Origin of the sequence: Chryseobacterium sp. WG14, from assembly GCF_024586945.1 — a bacterium.
Lineage (GTDB): Bacteria > Bacteroidota > Bacteroidia > Flavobacteriales > Weeksellaceae > Chryseobacterium.
Window position 1 is genome coordinate 264,604 of the sequence record NZ_JALCZD010000003.1, and the last position, 23,376, is coordinate 287,979.

Genomic DNA, 23,376 nt, shown 5'->3' on the forward strand with positions numbered 1-23,376 from the left:
TTTTTTTATTTCCATTACCGATATAATGGGATTTATGGAGGATCTTGTGACTTAGTGTTTAAAAATTTATTTAAAATCACTAAATTCGTAAAAAATGATTTTATGAAGATAAAACTGACTATTTGCCTTCTGGCATTTCTCAATTTTTATGATGCACAGGAAAATATTACCTATCAAAAACCGTCTGCAGAAATTCTTAAGCTTGCAGACTATGATAGACCGCCCGGTGTGCTGATGAACAGCAAAAAAGACTGGGTTGTTTTTATGTACCGTCCTACGTATAAGACACTAAGCGATCTTAGCCAGCAGGAAATGAAACTGGGCGGACTGAGGATTAATCCGGTTACCAATATTGCAAGCACTGCCAATTACCTGAATAACCTTAAAATCAGGAAGATTAATGATAAGAATGAGGTTCAGGTAAAGAATTTACCGGCAGATGTTAAAATTACATATACTTCATTCTCTCCGGATGAAAAAAAACTGGCTTTTACCAACACAACTGCTAAAGGAGTGGAACTTTGGATTGTAGATATGGAAACGGCTACTGCAAGGAAAATTACCGGAGATATTTTGAATGCCAACTTAGGATCACCGTACGTATGGTACAATGATTCACAGAGCTTATTAATCAAAACCCTTCCTCAAAACAGGCCTGTGTTAATTGATTCAGGCAAAGATCTTCCAACAGGACCTATTGTTTCTACAGCCGATGGAAAAGTATCTCAGAACAGAACATACCAGGACCTTTTGAAGAATCCACAGGATGAAAAGAATTTTGAGGTTCTTACAGCGTCTGAAATATACAGTGTTGACCTGAACGGAGGCCTTAAAAAAGTAAAAGATCAGGATATGTATACCGGCTTAAGCTTTTCTCCCGATGGAAATTATTTAATGGCAACAGTTCTTAAGAAACCATTCTCATATATTGTTCCTTTAAGCAGATTTCCTATAACGACAACGGTTTACGATATAAAAGGAGGCGCTGTAAAAGTGGTAAATGAAGTTCCCCTGAATGAGATTATGCCGAAAGGCTTTTCATCAGTAAGAACAGGAAAAAGAGACCTGTCATGGAGAAGCGATGCCCCTTCGACATTGGTATTTGCTGAAGCACTTGATGGAGGAGACCAATCTAAAGCTTCGGAATACAGAGATGAAATCTTTATGTGGGAGGCTCCGTTTACTGCCGCTCCGAAATCATTCTTCAAAACAAAACAGAGGTATGAAGATGTAGACTGGACCAATGATCATTATGCCGTAGTTTCTGAAGGCTGGTATGATACCAGAAATACAAAATCTTTCCTTGTTGATTTTAATAATAACGAATCCAAAATAATTGAAGACAGAAATTATCAGGATGTCTACAGTGATCCGGGGAAATTTAATAGAGTAAAAAACCAATATGGAAAATCTGTTATTGATCTGAAAGGAGGTAAAGCTTATCTTATTGGCGACGGATTTACAAAAGATGGCCAACATCCGTTTATTGATGAAATGGATGTGAAATCACTGAAGAAAAAAAGACTGTATACCTCCAACCTTAAAAATGCGAAAGAGAGTATTATTGATATTCTTAATCCTTCAAAAGGAGAGATTTTAACCACTCAGGAATCGCCAAGTCTGTATCCGAACTATTTTAAAAAGAATATTAAGTCCAATAAAACAGAAACGGTAACTCATTTTGCCAATCCTTTTGAGAGTATTAAAGATGTTTATAAAGAAGTAATTACCTACAAAAGAAATGATGGCGTTACTCTGACTGGAACACTTTATTTACCGGCAAACTACGATAGAAAAGCGAAGAAAGAAAAGCTTCCTCTGTTAATTTGGGCTTATCCTACAGAATATAAAGATAAAAATACAGCAGGACAAAATACCCAGAATCCAAATGAATTTACATTCCCGTATTACGGTTCTTTCGTATACTGGACAACAAAAGGATATGCTGTTTTGGATGATGCTGCTTTTCCAATCATTGGTGAAGGAAAAACCGAGCCTAATGATACCTTCATTCCTCAGCTGGTAGCCAATGCCGATGCGGCTATCAATGCTGTAGATCAGTTGGGATATATCGACAAAAAGAAAGTGGCTGTTGGAGGACATTCTTATGGCGCTTTCATGACGGCGAACCTGTTGACACATTCCAATCTCTTTGCCTGTGGTATTGCTAGAAGTGGAGCGTATAACAGAACGCTGACCCCTTTTGGATTCCAGAGTGAGCAGAGAAATTACTGGGATATTCCGGAGATCTACAATACCATGTCTCCGTTTATGAATGCAGATAAAATGAAAACACCCCTTCTTTTGGTGCATGGTGACGCAGACAATAACCCGGGAACTTTCACATTACAGACAGAAAGATATTTCCAGGCTCTGAAAAATCTGGGAGCACCGGTGAAAATGGTTCTTCTTCCAAAAGAATCGCATGGATACCAGGCGAAAGAAAATATCCTACATCTTTTATGGGAGCAGGATCAGTTCCTTGAAAAGTGTTTGAAGAAATAATAAAAAAAGAAGGCTGTTGAAAAACAGCCTTCTTGTATGTATACTAAGCATTATAATGATTGAAGGTTACCTTTCTACAGGTATGTAAGTATTTCATCAATGCTTTTCAATTCCATAAAATGCTCATGCTCCAGCTGAAGATCATGCTGTTCATGGCTCCAGGTAACATGGTAAGGAATATGAGCTGCCGATCCTCCAATTTTAAGTACCGGTAAAATATCTGATTTTACAGAATTTCCAAGCATTAAAAAGTTCTCCGGCTGGCAGTCAAGGTGCTTCAGTAATTTTTTATAATCATTCTCTTTCTTGTCACTCATGATTTCAATATGATGAAAAAACTCCTGTAATCCTGAGTTTTTCAGTTTACGCTCCTGATCCAAAAGATCTCCTTTTGTAGCCACAACCAGTCTGTATTTTCCCTTTAAGCTTTCAAGAGTTTCCGTTACTCCATCCAAAAGTTCAATAGGTTTTTGCAAAAGGTCCTGACCCAGCTCAATGGCCTTATTTATTAATTGCAGAGAAGCGATGTTGTTTGAAACTCTGCCTATCGTTTCAATCATACACAGCATAAATCCCTTTACCCCATATCCATATAAATGCAGGTTTTGCATTTCGGTTTTAAACAGTTCCTGAGATATTGAATGTTGCGGCAAATAGTCCTCAAGAAGTACACAGAATTCTTTTTCTGCTTCCTGAAAATAAGGTTCATTGATCCATAGGGTGTCATCGGCATCAAAGGCAATGGTTGTTATGTGATTATTCATTTTAGTTTCGTAATTTTCTGTCGACAAAATTCAACATAAAAAATAAATCAACCAAGGACATTTGTCCTGGACCAGCATGTTAAGAACGAATCATACATTTTTAAACTATCTCGAAGATCTTTACACAAAACAGGAGAATAAGGAACATATTGCCATAAAATCTTTTTCCAGAGGCAAAAAAATAACGGTACAGGGTGAGCCGCTCTCCAGCGTTATCCTGATTAAAAAAGGAGTTGCCAAGTGTTTTTTAATGGAAGAAAACGGGAAAGAATATATTGTTGAATTTTTGGGTAGCGGAGAAATTATCGGGGAAGTAGAGGTGATCAAAAATAACAATTGTTTATGCAGTGTTGAAGCTTTGTCAGAAGTAGAAGTTTATGCAGTAAATATTTCTTTTTTCAGGTCCTTGATTAAAAATGATCTCCGTCTGAATAACCTACTGTTGGAATCCTTCGCAGAACGGATTATTAATACTTCCAGCAGAGCGTCTTATCAGCAGCTGTATACGATAGAACATACTTTAACCCAGCTCATGCAAATGCAGGAGAAACAAGGTATTCAAATTTCTAAAGAAGACACGGCAGCTTATCTGGGAATAACGGTGAGAAGTTTAAACAGGATTTTAAAAGATTTGAAATAAAACAACCTAAAGCTATGAAAACAAGCTCACTAAAGCTCACGTAAGTTTAAAAAAAATCAAAGATTTTTTGCTTACGTGTACTTTTTATTTTCAATCAGTTTACGCTTAAAATAAACTAAAGTGTTTATAGTTTTTCACTCAGCTTTTGACTCAATTTTCAACTAGTTTAAATAGGTTTGTTGTTTTGAAATCTATGTTAAATATTAGGGGTTTGTTTGTTTAAATGTTGAAATTTATAAAAGATGCCCTTATTTATTAAGGGGGGGTGGTTTTAAAATTTAGTATTTTTGTATTGAAAAAAGTTGAATCGATATCAATGGAAAAATTAAAGTTCAGAAATGCTGAGAGGGCTGATTTAAATAGAATTGTAGCCATCTACAATTCAACAATTGCTTCAAGAATGGTAACTGCAGATATGGAAGAAGTATCCGTGGAAAGTAAGCAAGAATGGTTTGAGGAGCATAACCCTGAAACAAGACCACTTTGGATCGTTGAAGATTCTGAAGACCAGGTCATAGGATGGGTAAGTTTCAGTTCATTCCATGAAAGAGCTGCGTACAGCGGAACGGTAGAGGTAAGCATTTATCTGGATGTAAGCTGCAGAGGAAAAGGCTATGGAAAAACAATCCTTCAGTATTGTATTGATAATGCCGGAAAATTCGGAGTCCATAATCTGGTGGCGCTTATATTCCTTCATAACGAACCCAGTTTAAAGCTATTCCGGCACTTTGGATTTGAAGATTGGGGAACCCTTCCTAACGTAGCCGTTCTGGATGGAATTGAAAGAAGTTTAAAGATCCTGGGAAAGAAGATTGGATAAATATTGATGCTATTTCAAAATGTTTTTTGAATGATTTCTCGCTGATTTTACAGATTAAGCAGATATTTGAGAAGAACTTACGCAATATAGTTAAGATCTGCGAGAATATAAACTTAAGTATATCAAGTAAAATCAGTTGTTTTTTTAGTAAGAAACAACTGATTTTGTTTCATAACGAGATTACTTCTTATAATAAAGTATAAGTTAATTTTTGAATACCGGTTCCTTATCCTTTTCAATATAGATATACCGTCCTTTAATACCTTTTTGAAGCATCTCTTTTTTCTTATTAAGTTCTTCGATAGATTCTACGCTTTCATTTTTAAAAGTTGCTTTTTGCCCGTTTTTTATATTTTCTGAAAACATTCTCGTAGGATTTTGGTAAATATCTGCAATGTATGTATTGAATTTTTCGTTCGTTATAGGAATGGCAGGTTTTCCATAATGGGTTTCCACAAAGTCTTTGGTATCATAATAAGTATCAAGTTTCTTATTGTTGATCAGTTTATACACAAAATTTTTGTCGGTATCTTCCAGGATAAAGATCAAGCCCGGAAGTCCACGGAATTTATAAGGTCCTTCCTTGATATTCACATCATTGGAGAACCAGGCGTTCCAGGTTCTGCCTCCAAAATCTGTGGTAGCTTTCTGAAGTGTATAGCCGTTGTATTGCTGGGTTTGCTGCAGCAGCTTCCATTTCATTTCATCATTTGTTTCTACAACAAAATAATCAAAAAAGTCTCTGTACCATTTGTTTTTGAAAGAATCGGGTTTTCTTTCGATGACCTGGTCGGTTTTTGTACTGTAGCGGGAAATGGCTTCATGAGCCTGTTTATTTATAGAGTCATAATCGGCAAAGGTTTTATCATAAAATGTAACAGATTTTGGATTGATATCCAGATTCATCATATTTTTTCTGTATTCTTCTGAAGCATCTTTCCGGTACTGAAGTTCATAGGTGAATCTATTGGTTTGCCCCTGGTAAAAAGATCCTGCGGATAAAGCAAGCAGGAATACTATTTTTTTCATGATAATTAATTAGGAGGCAAATGTAATAAAATCTAATAAAAACGCAGAGCTTTAAGCCCTGCGTTGATGTATTAATACGTTTTATTTAGGTATTCTGCTTAACTCTTTTCGCAGACATATTTAAAAATCGTTTGACTAGGAAGACGGCAGATACCGTTAAGCCTAATCCCAGAGCGATCCACATTCCGAAGGCTCCCATTTCTAAGGTTACACAAAAGAAATACCCTAAAGGAATAGTAATGACCCAATACGCTATAAAGGTGTAAATAGAAGGTATTTTAACGTCCTGTAACCCTCTCAGCATTCCCAGTGCCGTTACCTGTATTCCATCAGAAAGCTGGAATAAAGCGGCAATGATCATTAGCTTTGAGGCCAGGGTAATCACTTCCACTTCTTCTTTTTTAGTAAAGAAAGTAGGCAGTATATTTCTTCCTAAAATAAAGACCAGTCCGCAGATGCACATAAAAATAAAGGCGATCTTCAAATTATTAATTCCCACTTTTCTTAATTCCACAAAGTTCTGTTCACCAAGTTTTCTCCCGATCATTACCGTAGAAGCAACACTGAAACCTACACATAAGTTGAAGGTAAATGAAGCCATGCTGAGTGCAATCTGGTGTGAAGCAATATCATGAGCAGAAATAAGTCCACAGATGAAAGCTGCCCCGGCAAAAGCCGTTACTTCAAAGAACATCTGTAAAGCAGTTGGCAGGCCTAGTTTTATCATTTTATCGAACATTTTCTTTGAAAAATCCTGTATTTTTAAAGAGAAATCTTTGATATAACGTCTGGTTCTTTCTTCTTTAACCAATACAAAATAAAGAAACACAACCATAAAGATTCTGGAAATCAGTGTTGCCAGAGCAGATCCTTTTACGCCCATTGGAGGAAGCCCCCAAAGTCCCTTGATAAATACATAGTTCAAAGCAATATTGATGATATTGGCAATGATGGTAGCCTTGGTAACCCCAATTGTATAGGACAGCCCTTCAGAAACCTCACGAAGAGTCTGGAAAGCCATAAATGGGATCATACTGATGACCATAATACTTAAGAAGTCTACAGTATCTGGGATGATCTTTGCAGGCTGCCCGGAATGATAGAGTAGTGGCATTGCCAGAAGTAAGACCACCATCAGGATAATTCCTACGGACATATTGATCACAAATCCATGACTGAAAACAGAATTAATGGTTGCATGATCCTGTTTTGAATGTGCTTCCGATACCAATGGAGGTATAGCAAATGAAAATCCAAGTGCCAGTACAAAGATTGAGAAAAATACGGCATTTCCTAATGAAACAGAGGCTAGTGCATCCGCTCCCAAAAGTTGTCCGACAATGATATTGTCAAATAAATTTACTGAGACTTGCCCTACCTGGGTCAGCATGACAGGCAGAGCCAGAGTCAGGCATTCTTTCGTATATTTTTTGTTTAAAAAATTCATAATATTTTAAGATTCATATAGTTTATATTCAAAATAAGTCAAAAAAAAAATTTGCAGTATTGATACTGCAAATTTTTATATATTGTAAATAATAATTTATTATTTCCTTACAAAACTTGCAACGTCACTTTCAGAAACAGTGTTTCCACCAAGAATAATTAACCTCTCCACCACATTCCTTAGCTCTCTGATATTTCCAGTCCATGAAAGCGCTTTTAACGCTTCAACAGCTTTGTCATCAAATTTTTTCACAGCAGTACCGTGTTCATCGGCAATCATACCGGAGAAATGATCAACTAATAATTTGATGTCTTCTTTTCTTTCGTCCAATGGTGGAACGTAAATTTCAATAACAGAAAGTCTGTGGTAAAGGTCTTCTCTGAACTTTCCTTCCTCAATTTCTTTCTGCATGTTTTTATTGGTTGCCGCAATTACTCTTACGTCAACTTTTATTTCTTTATCACTTCCTACAGGAGAAACTTTGCTTTCCTGAAGAGCTCTCAGTACTTTCGCCTGAGCAATAAGGCTCATATCACCAATCTCATCCAAAAAGATAGTACCTCCGTTAGCCTGTTCAAATTTTCCCTGCTTATCCTTAATAGCACCGGTAAAAGATCCTTTTACATGTCCGAAAAGCTCAGATTCAATAAGCTCAGAAGGAATAGCAGCACAGTTTACCTCAATCATTGGACCTCTTGCACGCTCACTTTGGTTGTGAATAGCATGGGCTACCAGTTCTTTTCCGGCACCATTAGGTCCGGTAATAAGTACTCTGGCATCAGAAACGGCTACTTTTTCGATCATATCCTGAATCTTCTGCAAAGCAGGAGAGGTTCCGATCATCTGATACTTTTTATTTACTTTTCTCTTTAATGTCTTGTTCTCCGTCTGAAGATTTTTATTTTCTTTCTTCAGGGTTTCCTTTACCAACGCATTTTTTACACTGGTGATCAGTCTGTTGATGTCAATAGGTTTGGAAATGAAGTCGTATGCACCCTCTCTAAGGCAGGAAACAGCAGAATCAATATCTGCGTGACCTGAGATCATGATAAAAGTAGTTTCAGGCTTTAAGGCGAGACTCTGTTTCAAAAGTTCGGTTCCTGAAAGCTTAGGCATCTTAATATCAGAAATCACTAAAGCGAAATCTTCTTTTTCTACCTGCTTGTAGCCTTCAAGGCCGTCTTCAGCGATAACAAATTCGTATTCGGTAAGTTCATCAGAAAGAATACTGTGAAGTACTCCCGAGATTGCTTTTTCGTCTTCTACTATAAGGATTTTTTGCATAGTTGCAAATTTAAATTTTTTGTTTCAATTATTAGCAAAAACTGTACCTAAAAATTCTATTTTGAATAATCTCTTCTCCCAAAAATAGCCGATCCAACCCTCACTGAATTGGCACCACATTCAATAGCTACCGGGAAATCATCACTCATACCCATTGATAAGGTTTTTAATGTTTTTAGTTTATTTAATTCATCAAAAAGGCCTTTTAGGGTTAAAAATTCTTTTCTCACCTGTTGTTCATCATCGGTGAAAGTAGCCATTCCCATTAAACCGGTAATTTCGATATGAGAATATTGACCATCGATATACTGTTTAAAAAGGTTTTCAGCCTCATGAATTTCAAGTCCGAACTTGCTGTCTTCAGCGGCAATTTTTACCTGCAGCAAAATTTTGATTATTCTGTTATTTTTTCTGGCTTCTTTATCAATTTCGGCTAATAATTTTTCAGAATCCACGCTTTGTATAGTGTCTATAAAAGAAGCGATATATTTTACTTTATTGGTCTGTAAATGCCCAATCAGATGCCACTGAATATCATCAGGAAGTAAAGGGGATTTTTCCATCAGTTCCTGAACTTTATTTTCGCCAAATACTTTTTGCCCCAAATCATAAACATCCTGTATGGCTGAAACAGGATGTGTTTTGGAAACAGCAACCAGCTGTACACCTTCCGGAAGCCGGTCTTTTATAATCTGATAATTTTCTTGAATACTCATAAATGCAAATTTCCGAAATTTACTTGACAGTTGCTGCCTATAGATTAATTTTAGATGATACTTTCTGTAAAAAACATTAATTCAATACTTCATTGATCTTCGGATATTGTGAAATCTTTCTGAAAACGAATTTGTTGCTTTTCTGCAGTTTTTCAATAAACAGATCTAGTTCGTTGATAGAATCAGTATCTCTAAGGTATTGATCGTGAGTAAGAAAAACAAGGTGTCTTGAAGTTTTTTCAAGATCATTAAGAAAGATGCTGTCTACTTTTTTTAGCATGGCTTCATGGCTCCCTTTTAAAGTCATTTTTTGAGAAGGTCTCCATTCCAGGTCCCATCCGATAACTTTATAGCCGGCATTTTTAAGCCCATTTGCAGCTAGAGTAGAGCTTTTAATATCAGTTACGTTAATATTGTTGAGTCTCCAGATATTCCTCCCGGGAGTTCTGGCAATTTTATCCTGAAGTTTAAGGCTGTCCTTGGCGATATCGAAATCATGTACCACTGCCTGTGTATTCTTGTAAAAATCTGTGTATTTGTTGTGGGCATGGCTGAAGCTGTGATTGGCAAGCTCTACCAGAGGATTTTGCTTTAAAAGTTCAAAATCGTCCTTTTGCTTTTTACTTCCATAGGCATGTTTTCCTACAAGAAAAGCTGTAGCACATACATTTCTTTTATTCAGGATTTTTAACAGGTTTTCTGTGCCCTGATTCGGGCCGTCATCAAAGGTAAGGTAGATAATTCTTTTATCAGAATCTACATCTTCATCGTCTATTGTGGGGACTATTTCCGCGGTAGGATGTTCTTGTGAATTGAGCTTTTCATTCACATCATTCTTGAAGTTACAGCTGTTCAATAAAAACGAAGTTGCACTCATCAATGCAAGCATCCCGAGAAAAGTCGTGTTTTTTGACTTTCCCGCAAAAATTTTTCTCATAAAGGTAATGGAAATTAAATTGTTAAAAATCGTTAAAAATAACACTGAAAAGTTAACAAATTATATGCCATTATTCAAGGTGTTTTTTCTTTTTAAGGTTATTTTAAGAACTTTATTTTAAAGCATATTTCCATTAATTCATTGATTACAAGTTTATGATTTTGTTTTATTTGTTTTTTAACATTTATAAATGCGAAAACGATAGAGTTTCTCTATTTTTATTGAAGTTAAAAATTTTTTCCTATTGTTGGGAATTATTTAACTTTAACAAATTGATATCCTTTATACTGTTGAAAAATTAAAAGTATCGTTATAAAATCTCTTTTAAATACATTGCATTTTTAATAGCGGAAGTTCCCCAGGTATTGTTGAAGAGTATAAAGGCTGTTTGTTTTGCTGTCTTAAGTCTGGCGGCAAGATGATCAAGAAAATCATTGCTGTACTCAGACTTATAAAGAACAGGTTTTCCGTGTAATCTGTAGTAGATTATTTCAGGATGATTAATCATGACCTCTTCAGGAAGATTTCCGGGGAAGCTTACTCCTGAAAATACAATATTGATATTTTGTAAGAAATCAAATATTTCTTTCTGCCACCATGATTCGTGACGAAACTCAATGACATTTAAAAAATTAAAATCAAGATTATTAACGATCAGGTCGAGATTTTCCGGGGTATTTTTAAAAGAAGGAGGAAACTGGTATAAAAAACCGGAGAGCTTATCCTTCAGGCTGTTTTGAATATGAGTACAGAAGTTTACAATATCCTCTTTTGATTCTGTAAGCCGTTTTTGATGAGTAATGGCTTTTGGGATTTTAATAAAGAACCTAAACAGATCAGGGGTGTCCTCATACCATTTTAAAAGAGTTTTGGCCGTTGGAATCCTATAAAATGTGGAGTTGATCTCTACAGCATTAAAAGCCCTGGCATATAAAGAAAGAAAATCTTTACTTGGTGCATTTTCAGGATACAGCGACCCTTTCCAGTCGTTATTATAAAATCCTGAGCATCCAATGTAAAGATTTTCTTTTTTCATGATATTATTTTATATCCAGATTTACGGAGTTTAGCCTCAATGAATTCAGAATCACAGATAAGGAACTGATGCTCATGGCCGCAGCTGCAATCATAGGTGATAACAGAATTCCAAAGAATGGATACAATAATCCTGCCGCTACCGGAACTCCCAATACATTATAGATAAATGCAAAGAATAAATTTTCTTTAATGTTTTTAAGAAGCTTTTCGCTTAGCAGCTTAGCTTTTGCTACGCCCAGGATGTCTCCTTTGAGCAGTGTAATTTCTGCACTTTCTATAGCGACGTCCGTTCCTGTTCCCATAGCAATTCCTACATTGGATTGGGCAAGGGCAGGAGAGTCATTAATTCCGTCACCGGTCATGGCAACGATTCTTCCTTCTTGCTGCAGTTTTTTTACTTCATTCAGCTTATCCTCAGGAAGACAGTTGGCCTTAAAATGTTTGATTCCCAGCTCATCAGCCACTGCCTTGGCTGTGTGCTCATTATCTCCGGTCATCATCATAACATCAATTCCTTCACTCATCAGTCTTTCAACTGCTTTTTTGGAGCTTAGTTTTATTTTATCTGTAAAGCTTATAAAGCCCAATACTTTTTGATCCTGTGCAATATAAGAAATGGTATGTGCTTTTGACTGTACTTCTATTGCTTTTTGTTTTAAACTATCAGGAATCATAATCTGGTGTGAAGCGAGAAGGTTCTCGTTTCCAAGGTAAGCTGTCTTCCCATTGATATTCCCTTTCACTCCTTTTCCCGAAATATTTTCAAACTGATCTACTTTTTCAGCAGCAATATTTTCTTCTTTTGCTCTTTTTATAACCGCATTGGATAAAGGGTGTTCAGAATTTTGGTTGAGCGAAAATGCCAACTGTAAGATTTGATTTTTGTCTTCGCTGTTTACGGTCTCAATATGTTCCAAAGAAGGTTTTCCTTCCGTTAAAGTTCCTGTTTTATCAGTGATCAGAACATTTACCTTATTCATTTGTTCCAGTGCTTCTGCATTTTTGATCAGGATGCCACTCTTAGCTCCTTTCCCTATTCCTACCATCAGAGACATAGGGGTTGCCAGTCCAAGAGCACACGGACAAGCTACAATTAGAACGGCCACAGCATTTACGAAAGCAAATAGACTTCTTTTTCCTTCCGGTCCAAAAAACTGCCATAGAAAAAAGGTAAGTACAGCAATAAGAATTACTACAGGAACAAATACTTTTGAAACTTTATCAGTAAGCTTCTGGATAGGTGCTTTGCTTCTGCTGGCTTCATTTACCATTTTAATGATTTGTGAAAGAAGGGTTTCGTCACCCACTTTTTCAGCTTTCATAATGAATACCTGATTTCCATTGATGGTTCCCGAAGAAACTTTATCATCAACACTTTTTTCCACAGGAACAGGCTCTCCCGTAATCATGCTTTCATCTACAATAGAGCTCCCTTCTGTAATTTTTCCGTCAACCGGAATTTTTTCGCCGGGTTTTACTTTTAGCAAGTCTCCGATTTTTACCTGAGAAAGCAAGACTTTTTTCTCTTCACCATTGATGATAAGGTTAGCTTCATCCGGTGACAGGTTCATTAATTCTTTAATGGCATTTCCTGTTTTCTTATGAGCTGCTGCTTCCATCAACTGTCCTAAAATAACCAATGTTAAAATGACACAGACAGCTTCGAAATATAATGGGATTTCATGATTATGTCCACGGATTTCATGGGGGATGATATCCGGGAAAGCTAATGCTGTAATACTGAATATAAATGCTGCTGCCACTCCCAGTGCAATAAGACTGAACATATTGAGGTTCCATGTTTTGAAAGAAACCCAGCCTCTTTTCAGCAAGAACCACCCGGAATAAAACATAACGGGAAGTGTCAAAGCCAGTTCAATAAATCCCTGAACCTGATGGGAAAAAGGAAAATTAATAAACATTCCACCCATTGAAAGGATGAAAACAGGGATCGTAAAAGCCAATGAAGTAATAAATTTCCTTTTTAACAGAGTATAGGTTTCATCTTCCTCATCATCTCCGCTGTCTGGCATTCTTACCAGGTCCATTCCGCAAATAGGGCAGTCTCCGGGTTCATCACGAATGATTTCAGGATGCATAGGACAGGTATATTTAGCTGTTTTCTTTTCAGGATATTTTACCAGATCCATTCCACATACAGGGCAACCTACGTTAGAATCATAAGTTTTATCACCTTCACAATACATGGGGCAATAGTATTTTCCTGCCATTTCATCCGTCACTGCAGGAGCTGCATGGTGATCGCTGTGATCATGAGCGTGGGAGTGATGATGGCTGTGGGTATCTGCATTTTTTACAAGATCCGCAGTGATTTCTTCTAAATGCATATGACATACCGGGCAATCGCCTTTTTCATCATATACTTTGTCGCCTTCGCAGAACATCGGACAATAATGTTTTCCAATGCTGGCTTTGAAATTGTCCGGAAGGTGAGTGGATGAATAGGTTGGCTTGTGATTGGGATCTTTTGCCAGTTTTTCTTCAATAGGAACTAAATACATCTTGCATACAGGACACCCTTCCCCCTGTTTGAAATATACTTTATCGCCTTCACATTCCATCGGGCAATAATATACTGAAGATGGAGATATGCGATCCTGGGGCTTTACAAAAGCCTTGTCCGGATTATTTGGATCTTCAAGTTTATATTTTCCTATTTCGGCTAAAGCATTATTCAAAACAGACAGTTCAACGCTGTGATTAGAGGAGATTGTTGCTGTATTGTTCTCCAGGTTTACATCGGCTTTCACACCCTCTATGCTGTTCAGTTGATTGGAAATCTTTTTCTGGCAGCCTGAACAGGTCATTCCGAGTATTTTATACTGTTGTTCCATGATTCTTAAATTTATATTACAAATTTCCAAAAAGGAAGAATAATGCTGTTATAAATTTAAGGATAATAGTTATAAAATTTGGTTAAAAGGTTTTAGAGTGGAGAATATTAAGGTGAGAGAGTATTAGAGTAAGAGGGTGGGAGGATATATATTTTCTTATAAGGAAGACAAATAGGAAAAACTTTATCCATATTAAGGCATGAAATGTAATTATTCGAATACTGCTTATATTCTTATGATACTAAACCTTCCGGCACTCTTACTCAAACTTAAAGATTATCCAGAGGTTTTCTGTGATGATCTTTCAGTTTCTTGAATTCAGTGGGGGTAAAACCAGTACTGTTCCGAAATTGGGTAGAAAGGTGCTGGACACTTTTATAGCCCAGCTTTCCCGCAATCTCGGTAAGATTGAATTCATTATATAAAAGGAGTTCTTTTACTTTTTCAATTTTTTGGAGAATAAAGAATTGCTCCAGGGTAATGTTTTCGTTTTGTGAAAACGTTTTGGAAAGAGCACTGTAATCTTTATGGAGCTTTGAACTTAAAAATTCGGAAAGCAAAAAATTATCAGCAATGTCAAGTTCACTGACCTTTACAATGATAAGATTTTTGATTTTTTCAATCAGTTGATGAGCTGAATCCATAATTCTCTCAAAACCGGTTTCAAGCAGCTCTTTTTCAATGGTCTTCATTTTGTCAGCTGGTATTTCAGTTTCAGTTTCCACTTCGCCCAATATAACGGAGCTTATTTTCACATCAGCCTTGCTGAAGATATCTTCAACCGCAGAAATACATCTGTTGCAGACCATGTTTTTTATGAAAATTGTCATAAACTGCTGTTTAATCTGTCTTTTACAAATTCAATCTGAGTTTTACCGTGAGGAGCAGGGTTTCCATCCTGATCAAGATTCACCATTACAATTTTATCAACCGTAATAATCGTTTGATGGGTCATCTTGTTTCGGACATCACATTTAAGAGTGACAGAAGAAGAACCGAAGTGGATAGCTTCTATGCCTATTTCTATGATATCTCCCTGTTTTGCAGAGCTTACAAAATTAATTTCGGAGATGAATTTTGTGACTACTTTTGTGTTTTCCAACTGAATAATTGCATATAAAGCAGCTTCTTCATCAATCCACTGTAAAAGTCTTCCTCCGAAAAGAGAATGATTGGGATTCAAATCTTCAGGTTTTACCCATTTTCTGGTATGGTAGTTCATAATTCTAATAATTTGTTTTGCAAATTTAATGTTTAAAACCGGGCTTTTCAAAAGAATGGCATTTATTGATGGAAAGAATATCATTCATTTTCTCAATCGTTTTCTCTTTGAGGCTGAGAAGATCCTTAATTGTCTTTATTTTTCATAATTTTTAACATATAAAAGACTTTGTTTCTTGGAAAATAGGGTTTATGACTTCTTAGTTTTTACTATTATTATGTTCAGATTGATTATTTTTGCTCTCATTGTCCACAGAAGATAGTTTTATTTAAGTAAAAATGAAAGTTAATTCCATGAAAAAAGCAATGTTTTATCATCAATTATTATGTTAACTAATTTTAACTTATATCTGTATTTTTATAAATAAATATTGTAAAACGATAATTATTTATTGCTGATTAATTAAAATAAATTATAAAAGGCCAATAAAAGTTGGAGACAGGTAAAAAATATTTTGATTTTAGATTTTTTATTGTATCTTGCATTCGTTTATATTTGGAATCAATATTTGTTCATTAATTTATGTTGCTTTTCTTTTATATACCAAATTTTTATTAATTTTTTAATTTTATTTAAAATGAACATTTTTGTTTCAAACATCAATTACGCAACTAAAGAGTATGAGTTGCATGATCTATTCGCAGAATTTGGTGATGTATCATCAGCTAAAATCGTTACAGACAGAGAAACTGGTCGTTCAAGAGGTTTCGGTTTTGTAGAGATGGGTGATGAAGAAGGACAGCAGGCTATCGAAGCTCTTAATCAGAAAGAATTCAACGGAAAAGAGCTTAACGTATCTGAAGCTAAACCTAGAGAAGAGAAACCAAGAAGAAGTTTCGATAACAACAGAGGTGGTGGTTATGGAAACAACAGAGGTGGTGGAAGCGGAAGCTACGGAAATAACCGTGGCGGAGGTGATCGCGGAGGAAACGGCGGTGGAAAACGTTGGTAAAAAATATGAAGCGGCTTAAAAGCCGCTTTTTTTATGTCTTTATTTTTCTTTGATCAGGAATAAAGCATCATTATAGTAAATATTTCCGGAATCTTTTTGTTTGGTGACAGAAGGGAAAATAATCTTAATGTGATATTTACCCAGATCACTTTCTACGGAAACTTCTTTTAATTTTACCGTTCCGCCAGTGCGTATATTATTTTTAAATAGCTTATCAATAGCCGGAGTAAAATCTACTTCTTCTTTTGAATTCAGAATTACTTTGATCTTTTCAGTCTTGTTGTCGATAAGAAACAGATCTCCGTTAATTTTTTTTGATTCCTGGCTATAGCTTTGAAATTTAATTAAATACTGATAGTTTCCAATATTTACTACATCTGTCTCTGACTCAAGTGTCAGTTGTTCATAGGCAAGTGTTCCGGAATGTTTATCAGCATAAATAAAAGAATTTCTCAGGCTGTTATTGATTGCCCAGTAATAGGGTTCTTCGAAATCTTTTGACAATTTGCCCCGCATTGTAGAATCAACAAGATTAAGTAAAAAACTTTCCTGTTTTCTTACAATCAAAAATTCAAACTGTGATGCCATTTTATTAATCACAGCATCTGATATCTTTTTATTGAAATCTATTTTATTATTTGTAAGTAAGTTATTTTCCTTTAAAAGCTTCATGAGTTCACTTTTCTGGCTTCTTTTGGCGACGCTAAAAGCATTTAGATAAGGAAATACCAGTGAAAAGGCTCCAAATATAAATAAGCTTACGGGAATAAATTTTATGCTCGGTTTTTTGATAAAAATGAAATAAACAATTAAACTTGTCAGCCATACAGCAAGGAGTAAAACAAAATATCTTGGCTCTGTATATCCATATTCTAAAAGTCTGGTGAAAATGGCAACAAAAAGTAGGATTACCAGAGGAATAACAGTATAATAAAATAATCTTGAAAATACTTTGACCCAAGATCTTGTATGATCTTCTTTTAATGGATGTACAAGCAGTAAAACAAGAATTCCTACAATACTGTAAGCTAGAATCAGATAAGAAACCCATCCTCTTGGAAGCTCCCAGTTGATCAGTATTTTAAGTGAATAAAAGTAAAGAATAACGGCATAGATACAAAGAAGCGGAATCAGAATAAACTGAGTGAAGAATTTTAAAACAACAGGATATTTGCTGTCTTTTTCAAGGTCGGGTAACCCTGTTTCATTAAAAATCAGAAAAATGAGACAGCTTCCGGCAATAGCCAGAAAAAAGAATACATCAAAGTAAACTCTATCATTAAACTGAAAGTCAAACAGTTTGTCAATGGCTAAAATAGCCAGTTCTACTCCGGCAGTAAGGACTCCTGTGAATATAGCCGTAAGTACGATATTAACAAATAGGTTTTTGTTATACTGCCAGAAATTAAGCTCCCTATCCTTATTTAAAAAGGCTATAAAAGAAACCAGCAGGTGAGAAAGAATGAATGCTACAGCAATGATGTATCCATAGACTTCAGTAAAATCTTTCTTGTTACCAGGTAGTATAAAAAATAATCCTATCAGACCAATAACTCCTGCTAATTCTAATAGATAACGTTTTCCTATCCGTTGGGAAAGTATTTTCAATGCAAACATCAATGATATTCCCAGACCGGAACAAATAGTGAACATATAGCATGTGAAAGAATCATTTCTTGACCTTGTGGCCTCATATAAATAAATAGCACCAACAGAAGTTAACAGAGCCATGAAGAGAACCATCGGATAACGCAATATAACTTTTTTGGCTTTTCCTGTTATCTCAAGAAATTTTGTTTTCATAGGCCATAGTATTTATATTTTTTTCTTCTTTTTCTTTTTGTCTTTTTCTTTATCCTTTTCTTTTACTTTTGTTTTTTTCTCTTTTTTAGGACTTAAAATTTCATCAGCGACCTCAAATTTCGGCTCTTCTACTTTGGTAGGTTTTATTTCAATTTTAAGATCGAAATACCCTTTCAGATCATTCTGGGAGATTAGCTTTTCATTCATTAAAAATTCCAGAATCTCTTTTCCGGAATCATTAAAAAAGTGATGGGAAAGTTCTTTCAACAGAAATTTTTTATATTCTTCAAAAGGAACAAGTACTGAATATTTAAAAATCCTGCCTTCCTTTACAGTAGACAAATAGCCTTTTTCAACTAATATTTTTAAATAAGTAGAGACGGTGTTCTGGTGTGGTTTGGGTTCCGGATGCTGTTCCATAACATCCTTAAGATAAAAGGAATTCAACTTCCAAAACAGCTTCATAAAGTTTTCCTCCGCGGCAGTAAGATGATTTATTTTCATATATTCTTCTAATGTTGAAATTGTATATTGCAATAAAGATAGATAAAAGATATTAAAAATGCTATTCCTGCGCCCATAAATACTTCTTTAATGGTGTGCCTTTTTAGAATGATTCTTGTAATTCCCACCAAAGCAGCAATCCCCAGCCACAGAATCCCCAGCTTCCAGTTTAATGAGAAAAATAAAGCTGCTACAAATACATTGAAGGCTGTATGCATGGAACTTTTAATATAAAGATTACTGATCTGCAAAGCGATAAGAAGAATAAGGATAAACAGCATGGTAAGGTCTATATATCCGTTTCTGAGATAATTAAAAAGAAGATAGACAAGTACGCAGACAGCAATAAATACATATAATGTTTTTCTCTGTACCCGGTTCGAAACATCCATATTGGTGTACCTTCCCGTTTTTACATTCCATACCAGCCAGATAATGACAGGTAACATAATCATCAATAAGATAGGCACGAAGTATAATAAGGAATCTTTTAGTGTATATGACTGTACACTCATATAAATGAAAAAGATAAAAAGTGAGACCAAAGGATTGAAAAAATCAGAGATGATCTTTGAAATTTTGTGCGTGAATGAAGAGTTCTTTTCTTCCATGTTTAAGTTTAAAAGTCAAATATAACACTATAACCAAAAAAACAATTGATATGTATACAATAAAAACAAAGTTTTTTTCATAATTTTGCTCAACTATTTCATCATAAAAAAGCAAGAGCTAACACATGAAAGAATTTTCTAAAGAGGTATACCTGAAGTGGTATGAAGATATGACAATGTGGAGAAGGTTTGAAGACAAATGCCGTTCTCTTTATCTAAAACAAAAGATCAGAGGCTTTTTACATTTGTACAACGGTCAGGAAGCAATCCCTGCCGGATTCACGCATGCAATGGACTTAACGAAGGACAGTATGATTACTGCTTACAGATGCCATATCCATCCAATGGCGATGGGAGTAGATCCTAAGAGAATCATGGCGGAACTTTGCGGTAAAGCAACCGGTACTTCCGGAGGTATGGGTGGTTCTATGCACATTTTCAGTAAAGAGCACCGTTTCTATGGAGGTCATGGTATTGTAGGAGGACAGATTCCTTTAGGAGCTGGTATTGCTTTTGCAGATAAATATTTTGACAGAAAAGCTGTAAATATCTGTTTCTTTGGAGACGGAGCAGCAAGACAAGGCTCATTACATGAAACATTTAACATGGCAATGAACTGGAAACTTCCTGTAGTATTTGTTGTGGAAAACAACCAGTATGCAATGGGAACTTCTGTAAAAAGAACTGCCAACCACGAAGATATCTATAAGCTGGGATTAGGATATGAAATGCCTTGTCTTGCTGTAGATGCAATGGATCCTGAAAAAGTAGCTGAAGCTGCTTATGAAGCAATTGAAAGAGCAAGAAGAGGAGACGGACCAACATTCATTGAAGCAAGAACTTACCGTTACAGAGGACACTCTATGTCTGATGCGGAGCCTTACAGATCAAAAGAAGAAGTGGCTGTACACAAAAATGATGACCCTATCGAATTGGTAAAACACAGAATTTTATCAAACGGATGGGCTACGGAAGAAGAATTGGAAGTGATGGATAACAAATCAAGAGATTTTGTGGACGAATGTATTGAGTTCATGGAAAACTCTCCATATCCTGATGCAGACAAAATCTATGAGTATGTATATGCTCAGGAGAATTACCCGTTCTTAGATAAATTAGAAAACTAAAAGATAATAGGTTAATCTGAAGATTTGGAAACAGTAGAGATCCTCATGGGCTCCAATCAAATTTTCAGATTGCTAAATTTTCAAATTATAAAAAAATTATGGCAGAAGTAATTACGATGCCCCGCCTTTCTGATACTATGACGGAAGGTAAAGTGGCAAAATGGCATAAAAAAGTAGGCGACAAAGTAAAAGAAGGCGATATTTTAGCTGAAATTGAAACTGATAAAGCAGTTCAGGATTTCGAATCTGAAATAGAAGGAACTCTTTTATACGTGGGTGTACAAGAAGGAGATGCTGCTGCTGTAGACTCTGTTTTGGCGATCATCGGTAATGAAGGAGAAGATATTTCAGGATTGAAAGGTGGTGCAGCTGCTTCCGGTGCAGGATCTGAAGAAAAAAAATCAGAAGAACAGCCTAAGTCAGAAACTCCGGTTGCTGCTGAACCTGCTGCGGCAGAAGTTCCGGCAGGAGTAGAGATTATTACAATGCCAAGACTTTCTGATACTATGACAGAAGGTAAAGTAGCTAAGTGGCACAAAAATGTAGGAGATACAGTAAAAGAAGGAGATCTTCTTGCTGAAATTGAAACAGATAAAGCGGTTCAGGATTTCGAATCTGAATTCAATGGGGTATTATTGAAGCAGGGTGTAGAAGAAGGTGGTGCCGCTCCGGTAGATTCCGTATTAGCAATGATTGGCCCTGCAGGAACAGATGTTTCAGCTGTAGGAGCTCCAAAAGCTGCTGCTCAGTCATCAGAAAAGCCTGCTGAACAAAAAGCGGAAACTAAAACAGAAGAAAAAGCTGCTCCGGCTGCAGATTCTTCATCTTCCGACAGAGTTGCAATTTCTCCATTAGCTAAAAAAATGGCTCAGGACAAAGGTGTTGATATCAACAGCGTTCAGGGTTCTGGAGAAAATGGAAGAATCGTTAAAAAAGATATTGAAAGCTATCAGCCATCTCAGGCGAAGCCAGCTGCTTCAGCTCCGGCTGCAAGTGCTGCTGCTCAAGTGGCAGTAAACTTCGTTCAGGGAGAAGATACGGAGACTCCAAACTCACAGGTAAGAAATATCATTGCGAAACGTCTTTCTGAAAGTAAATTCTCTGCACCTCATTATTATCTGATGGTTGAGATCAATATGGATAAAGCTATTGTAGCTAGACAGGAGATCAATTCTTTACCGGATACTAAAATTTCATTCAATGATATGATCATTAAAGCAACAGCGATTGCTTTAAGAAAACACCCTCAGGTAAATTCTAGCTGGGCAGGGGATAAGATCATCCATAGGGGGAATATCAATGTGGGAGTAGCCGTAGCGATTCCTGACGGATTAGTGGTTCCTGTGTTGAAAAATACAGATCAGATGAGCTATACTCAGATTTCTGCATCTGTAAAAGATATGGCTTCAAGAGCTAAGACGAAAGGTCTTAAAGCGAACGAAATGGAAGGGTCTACATTCTCTATTTCCAACCTGGGAATGTTCGGAATCGAAACATTTACAAGTATTATCAACCAACCCAACTCTGCTATTCTATCCGTAGGTGCAATTATTGAAAAACCAATTGTTAAGGACGGTCAGATTGTAGTAGGAAACACAATGAAGCTATCATTGGCATGTGACCACAGAGTAGTGGATGGGGCTACAGGTGCTCAATTCTTACAGACATTAAGAACATATTTAGAAAATCCATTAACATTGTTACTGTAATTTCTAAACTGTATATACAAAAACCTCCCGCTTTGGGAGGTTTTTTTGTTTTACTACCAATAATGTTGTAACAATTTGTTGTAAAATCAACAATATGTTACTATTTTTGAATCATGATTAAAGCAAGAAATATCCATAAGTCTTATGGGAATTTAGAAGTGTTGAAAGGAGTTGATATTCACATCAAAATGGGAGAAGTAGTCTCTATTGTTGGGGAATCGGGTGCCGGTAAATCTACATTGTTGCAGATTTTAGGAACGTTGGATCATCCTACTGCTTCATCTAAATATGATACTGAAATTGCCATAGCAGGAGAATCATTTATCAATATGAATGATAAGCAGCTTTCTAAATTCAGAAACCAGAATATTGGCTTTGTATTTCAGTTTCATCAGCTCCTTCCTGAGTTTACGGCTTTGGAAAATGTTTTGCTTCCTACCAAAATTGCCGGAGCTAACGAAAAAGAAGCTCTTGATAAGGCGCATGCTTTATTTGAAGACCTAAAGATAGAACAGAGGCTGCACCACAAGCCCAATCAGCTTTCCGGTGGTGAAGCTCAAAGGGTAGCTGTGGCCAGAGCATTGATCAATTCACCCAAAATTATTTTTGCAGATGAGCCAACAGGTAACCTGGATTCAAAAAATGCAGATGACCTTCACAGGCTGTTTTTTGATTTGAGAGATAAATATAACCAGACATTTGTTATTGTAACCCATAACCCGAATCTTGCTGAAATAACAGACCGTAAACTTGTTATGAAAGACGGAATGATTATAGAATAGCAGATGCCAGCCAAATGATGAAACACTTTATATTTCTTTTTATACTATTGATCTCCTGTTCAAAAGCTGAATCGCAGCAGTTGAATATATCCGGAGTTCCTCAGTCTAAAATTTCTGAGATTAAAAGCTATCTCAAAGGAAAAAATTATAATCAGGAACTGGCTGTTTTTATCAATTTTAAAATACATTCCGGAAAATATCGTTACTTTGTTTATGATTTAAAAAAAGATAAGGTAGTACAAAAAGCTATTGTATCGCATGGTTCAGGTTCTGCTATTTCCCATTCGAGCGCTTTACAGTTCAGTAATACCGAAGGATCTTACCAGTCTTCATTAGGAAAATATGAAATTCGGGAGAGCTATGTCGGGAAATTTGGAAAAGCATACCGTTTAAAAGGTTTGGACACAACCAATAATAATGCCATGCAAAGGGCAATTGTACTCCATTCTTACGGATGTGTCCCGGATAGAGAATCTCAGAATCCGGCATGTTTAAGCCTGGGATGTCCCATGCTTTCTGTAAATGCTTTTAATGAAAGTGCAAAATATATTGACCAATCAGAACAGCCCATTATTTTATATGCATTTTACTAGTGTATCATTTATAAATCATAACCTATAAAAATTACCTC

Annotated in this window: 21 protein-coding genes; 8 read left to right on the plus strand and 13 right to left on the minus strand. The window is 36.0% G+C overall.

The window, feature by feature from the left end; all coding sequences use genetic code 11:
- Positions 1–102: 102 nt before the first annotated feature.
- Positions 103–2,505, plus strand: coding sequence for a prolyl oligopeptidase family serine peptidase (locus tag MP478_RS07230; protein ID WP_257200040.1), 2,403 nt, complete (start codon positions 103–105; stop codon positions 2,503–2,505).
- Between the two features lie 74 nt (positions 2,506–2,579).
- Here the strand turns inward: MP478_RS07230 and MP478_RS07235 are convergent, their stop codons facing one another.
- On the minus strand, positions 2,580–3,269 hold the full coding sequence (locus tag MP478_RS07235) for an HAD family hydrolase (RefSeq protein ID WP_257200041.1): 690 nt from the start codon (positions 3,267–3,269) through the stop codon (positions 2,580–2,582).
- Between the two features lie 76 nt (positions 3,270–3,345).
- Here MP478_RS07235 and MP478_RS07240 point away from each other — a divergent pair, with 76 nt between their 5' ends.
- Together MP478_RS07240 and MP478_RS07245 are read left to right on the plus strand one after the other, a co-directional pair.
- On the plus strand, positions 3,346–3,909 hold the full coding sequence (locus tag MP478_RS07240; protein ID WP_257200042.1) for a Crp/Fnr family transcriptional regulator: 564 nt from the start codon (positions 3,346–3,348) through the stop codon (positions 3,907–3,909).
- 316 nt (positions 3,910–4,225) lie between these two features.
- Positions 4,226–4,729 (plus strand): GNAT family N-acetyltransferase, encoded by a 504-nt coding sequence (locus tag MP478_RS07245; RefSeq protein ID WP_257200043.1) that lies wholly within the window; start codon positions 4,226–4,228, stop codon positions 4,727–4,729.
- A gap of 204 nt (positions 4,730–4,933) precedes the next feature.
- On the opposite strand, the gene MP478_RS07250 is transcribed toward MP478_RS07245, so the two are convergent.
- The 9 genes from MP478_RS07250 to MP478_RS07290 form a co-directional block, all read right to left on the minus strand.
- Entirely contained in the window at positions 4,934–5,758 is an 825-nt protein-coding gene (locus MP478_RS07250; RefSeq protein ID WP_257200044.1) for a GLPGLI family protein, read from the minus strand.
- 85 nt (positions 5,759–5,843) lie between these two features.
- Positions 5,844–7,205, minus strand: coding sequence for an MATE family efflux transporter (locus MP478_RS07255; protein WP_230035521.1), 1,362 nt, complete (start codon positions 7,203–7,205; stop codon positions 5,844–5,846).
- A gap of 99 nt (positions 7,206–7,304) precedes the next feature.
- The gene (locus MP478_RS07260) at positions 7,305–8,489 is read right to left on the minus strand and encodes a sigma-54 dependent transcriptional regulator (protein ID WP_230035523.1); all 1,185 of its coding nucleotides are present in this window, start codon (positions 8,487–8,489) and stop codon (positions 7,305–7,307) included.
- Positions 8,490–8,545: 56 nt separating this feature from the next.
- Positions 8,546–9,205 carry a YggS family pyridoxal phosphate-dependent enzyme gene (locus tag MP478_RS07265; RefSeq protein WP_257200045.1) on the minus strand — a complete coding sequence of 220 codons (660 nt, stop codon included), beginning with the start codon at positions 9,203–9,205 and terminating at the stop codon, positions 8,546–8,548.
- A 76-nt stretch (positions 9,206–9,281) separates the two neighbouring features.
- Positions 9,282–10,142, minus strand: a complete 861-nt coding sequence (locus tag MP478_RS07270; protein WP_230035527.1) for a polysaccharide deacetylase family protein — start codon at positions 10,140–10,142, stop codon at positions 9,282–9,284.
- A gap of 310 nt (positions 10,143–10,452) precedes the next feature.
- Positions 10,453–11,178 (minus strand): DUF72 domain-containing protein, encoded by a 726-nt coding sequence (locus MP478_RS07275; RefSeq protein ID WP_257200046.1) that lies wholly within the window; start codon positions 11,176–11,178, stop codon positions 10,453–10,455.
- Positions 11,179–11,182: 4 nt separating this feature from the next.
- A complete protein-coding gene (locus MP478_RS07280; RefSeq protein ID WP_257200047.1) occupies positions 11,183–14,035 on the minus strand; it encodes a heavy metal translocating P-type ATPase in 2,853 nt (950 codons plus the stop codon).
- 269 nt (positions 14,036–14,304) lie between these two features.
- Positions 14,305–14,865: an AraC family transcriptional regulator gene (locus tag MP478_RS07285; protein ID WP_257188883.1), complete on the minus strand. Its 561-nt coding sequence runs from the start codon at positions 14,863–14,865 to the stop codon at positions 14,305–14,307.
- Entirely contained in the window at positions 14,862–15,257 is a 396-nt protein-coding gene (locus MP478_RS07290; RefSeq protein WP_230035534.1) for an acyl-CoA thioesterase, read from the minus strand. Before MP478_RS07290 ends, MP478_RS07285 begins: the two co-directional genes overlap by 4 nt.
- Before the next feature lie 577 nt (positions 15,258–15,834).
- Here MP478_RS07290 and MP478_RS07295 point away from each other — a divergent pair.
- Positions 15,835–16,209, plus strand: coding sequence for an RNA-binding protein (locus tag MP478_RS07295; RefSeq protein ID WP_209799804.1), 375 nt, complete (start codon positions 15,835–15,837; stop codon positions 16,207–16,209).
- 39 nt (positions 16,210–16,248) lie between these two features.
- Here the strand turns inward: MP478_RS07295 and MP478_RS07300 are convergent, their stop codons facing one another.
- From MP478_RS07300 to MP478_RS07310, 3 genes are read right to left on the minus strand one after another with little or no spacing between them, the layout of a single operon-like run.
- Positions 16,249–18,012 (minus strand): DUF4153 domain-containing protein, encoded by a 1,764-nt coding sequence (locus MP478_RS07300; protein WP_257200048.1) that lies wholly within the window; start codon positions 18,010–18,012, stop codon positions 16,249–16,251.
- Positions 18,013–18,024: 12 nt separating this feature from the next.
- Positions 18,025–18,516 (minus strand): BlaI/MecI/CopY family transcriptional regulator, encoded by a 492-nt coding sequence (locus MP478_RS07305; protein ID WP_230035538.1) that lies wholly within the window; start codon positions 18,514–18,516, stop codon positions 18,025–18,027.
- An 8-nt stretch (positions 18,517–18,524) separates the two neighbouring features.
- Entirely contained in the window at positions 18,525–19,127 is a 603-nt protein-coding gene (locus tag MP478_RS07310) for a phosphatase PAP2 family protein (protein WP_257188881.1), read from the minus strand.
- Between the two features lie 125 nt (positions 19,128–19,252).
- Here MP478_RS07310 and pdhA point away from each other — a divergent pair, with 125 nt between their 5' ends.
- The 4 genes from pdhA (at position 19,253) to MP478_RS07330 (ending at position 23,338) form a co-directional block, all read left to right on the plus strand.
- Positions 19,253–20,254, plus strand: coding sequence for a pyruvate dehydrogenase (acetyl-transferring) E1 component subunit alpha (gene pdhA / locus MP478_RS07315; protein WP_230035542.1), 1,002 nt, complete (start codon positions 19,253–19,255; stop codon positions 20,252–20,254).
- A gap of 98 nt (positions 20,255–20,352) precedes the next feature.
- Positions 20,353–21,963 (plus strand): 2-oxo acid dehydrogenase subunit E2, encoded by a 1,611-nt coding sequence (locus tag MP478_RS07320; protein ID WP_257200049.1) that lies wholly within the window; start codon positions 20,353–20,355, stop codon positions 21,961–21,963.
- 113 nt (positions 21,964–22,076) lie between these two features.
- Complete coding sequence (locus MP478_RS07325; RefSeq protein WP_047495625.1) at positions 22,077–22,745, plus strand: ABC transporter ATP-binding protein; 669 nt, start codon at positions 22,077–22,079, stop codon at positions 22,743–22,745.
- Between the two features lie 14 nt (positions 22,746–22,759).
- On the plus strand, positions 22,760–23,338 hold the full coding sequence (locus MP478_RS07330) for a murein L,D-transpeptidase catalytic domain family protein (RefSeq protein ID WP_257200050.1): 579 nt from the start codon (positions 22,760–22,762) through the stop codon (positions 23,336–23,338).
- Positions 23,339–23,376: the final 38 nt, after the last annotated feature.

Excerpts from the sequence above, each read along its gene's own strand:
- MP478_RS07265 (WP_257200045.1), bottom strand. The coding sequence starts at position 9,205 with ATGAGTATTCAAGAAAATTATCAGATTATAAAAGACCGGCTTCCGGAA.
- MP478_RS07240 (WP_257200042.1), top strand. The coding sequence starts at position 3,346 with ATGTTAAGAACGAATCATACATTTTTAAACTATCTCGAAGATCTTTAC.
- MP478_RS07310 (WP_257188881.1), bottom strand. The coding sequence starts at position 19,127 with ATGGAAGAAAAGAACTCTTCATTCACGCACAAAATTTCAAAGATCATC.
- MP478_RS07230 (WP_257200040.1), top strand. The coding sequence starts at position 103 with ATGAAGATAAAACTGACTATTTGCCTTCTGGCATTTCTCAATTTTTAT.
- MP478_RS07270 (WP_230035527.1), bottom strand. The coding sequence starts at position 10,142 with ATGAGAAAAATTTTTGCGGGAAAGTCAAAAAACACGACTTTTCTCGGG.
- MP478_RS07255 (WP_230035521.1), bottom strand. The coding sequence starts at position 7,205 with ATGAATTTTTTAAACAAAAAATATACGAAAGAATGCCTGACTCTGGCT.
- MP478_RS07235 (WP_257200041.1), bottom strand. The coding sequence starts at position 3,269 with ATGAATAATCACATAACAACCATTGCCTTTGATGCCGATGACACCCTA.
- pdhA (WP_230035542.1), top strand. The coding sequence starts at position 19,253 with ATGAAAGAATTTTCTAAAGAGGTATACCTGAAGTGGTATGAAGATATG.
- MP478_RS07250 (WP_257200044.1), bottom strand. The coding sequence starts at position 5,758 with ATGAAAAAAATAGTATTCCTGCTTGCTTTATCCGCAGGATCTTTTTAC.
- MP478_RS07280 (WP_257200047.1), bottom strand. The coding sequence starts at position 14,035 with ATGGAACAACAGTATAAAATACTCGGAATGACCTGTTCAGGCTGCCAG.
- MP478_RS07275 (WP_257200046.1), bottom strand. The coding sequence starts at position 11,178 with ATGAAAAAAGAAAATCTTTACATTGGATGCTCAGGATTTTATAATAAC.
- MP478_RS07290 (WP_230035534.1), bottom strand. The coding sequence starts at position 15,257 with ATGAACTACCATACCAGAAAATGGGTAAAACCTGAAGATTTGAATCCC.
- MP478_RS07320 (WP_257200049.1), top strand. The coding sequence starts at position 20,353 with ATGGCAGAAGTAATTACGATGCCCCGCCTTTCTGATACTATGACGGAA.
- MP478_RS07285 (WP_257188883.1), bottom strand. The coding sequence starts at position 14,865 with ATGACAATTTTCATAAAAAACATGGTCTGCAACAGATGTATTTCTGCG.
- MP478_RS07300 (WP_257200048.1), bottom strand. The coding sequence starts at position 18,012 with ATGAAAACAAAATTTCTTGAGATAACAGGAAAAGCCAAAAAAGTTATA.
- MP478_RS07325 (WP_047495625.1), top strand. The coding sequence starts at position 22,077 with ATGATTAAAGCAAGAAATATCCATAAGTCTTATGGGAATTTAGAAGTG.
- MP478_RS07260 (WP_230035523.1), bottom strand. The coding sequence starts at position 8,489 with ATGCAAAAAATCCTTATAGTAGAAGACGAAAAAGCAATCTCGGGAGTA.
- MP478_RS07330 (WP_257200050.1), top strand. The coding sequence starts at position 22,760 with ATGATGAAACACTTTATATTTCTTTTTATACTATTGATCTCCTGTTCA.
- MP478_RS07245 (WP_257200043.1), top strand. The coding sequence starts at position 4,226 with ATGGAAAAATTAAAGTTCAGAAATGCTGAGAGGGCTGATTTAAATAGA.
- MP478_RS07305 (WP_230035538.1), bottom strand. The coding sequence starts at position 18,516 with ATGAAAATAAATCATCTTACTGCCGCGGAGGAAAACTTTATGAAGCTG.
- MP478_RS07295 (WP_209799804.1), top strand. The coding sequence starts at position 15,835 with ATGAACATTTTTGTTTCAAACATCAATTACGCAACTAAAGAGTATGAG.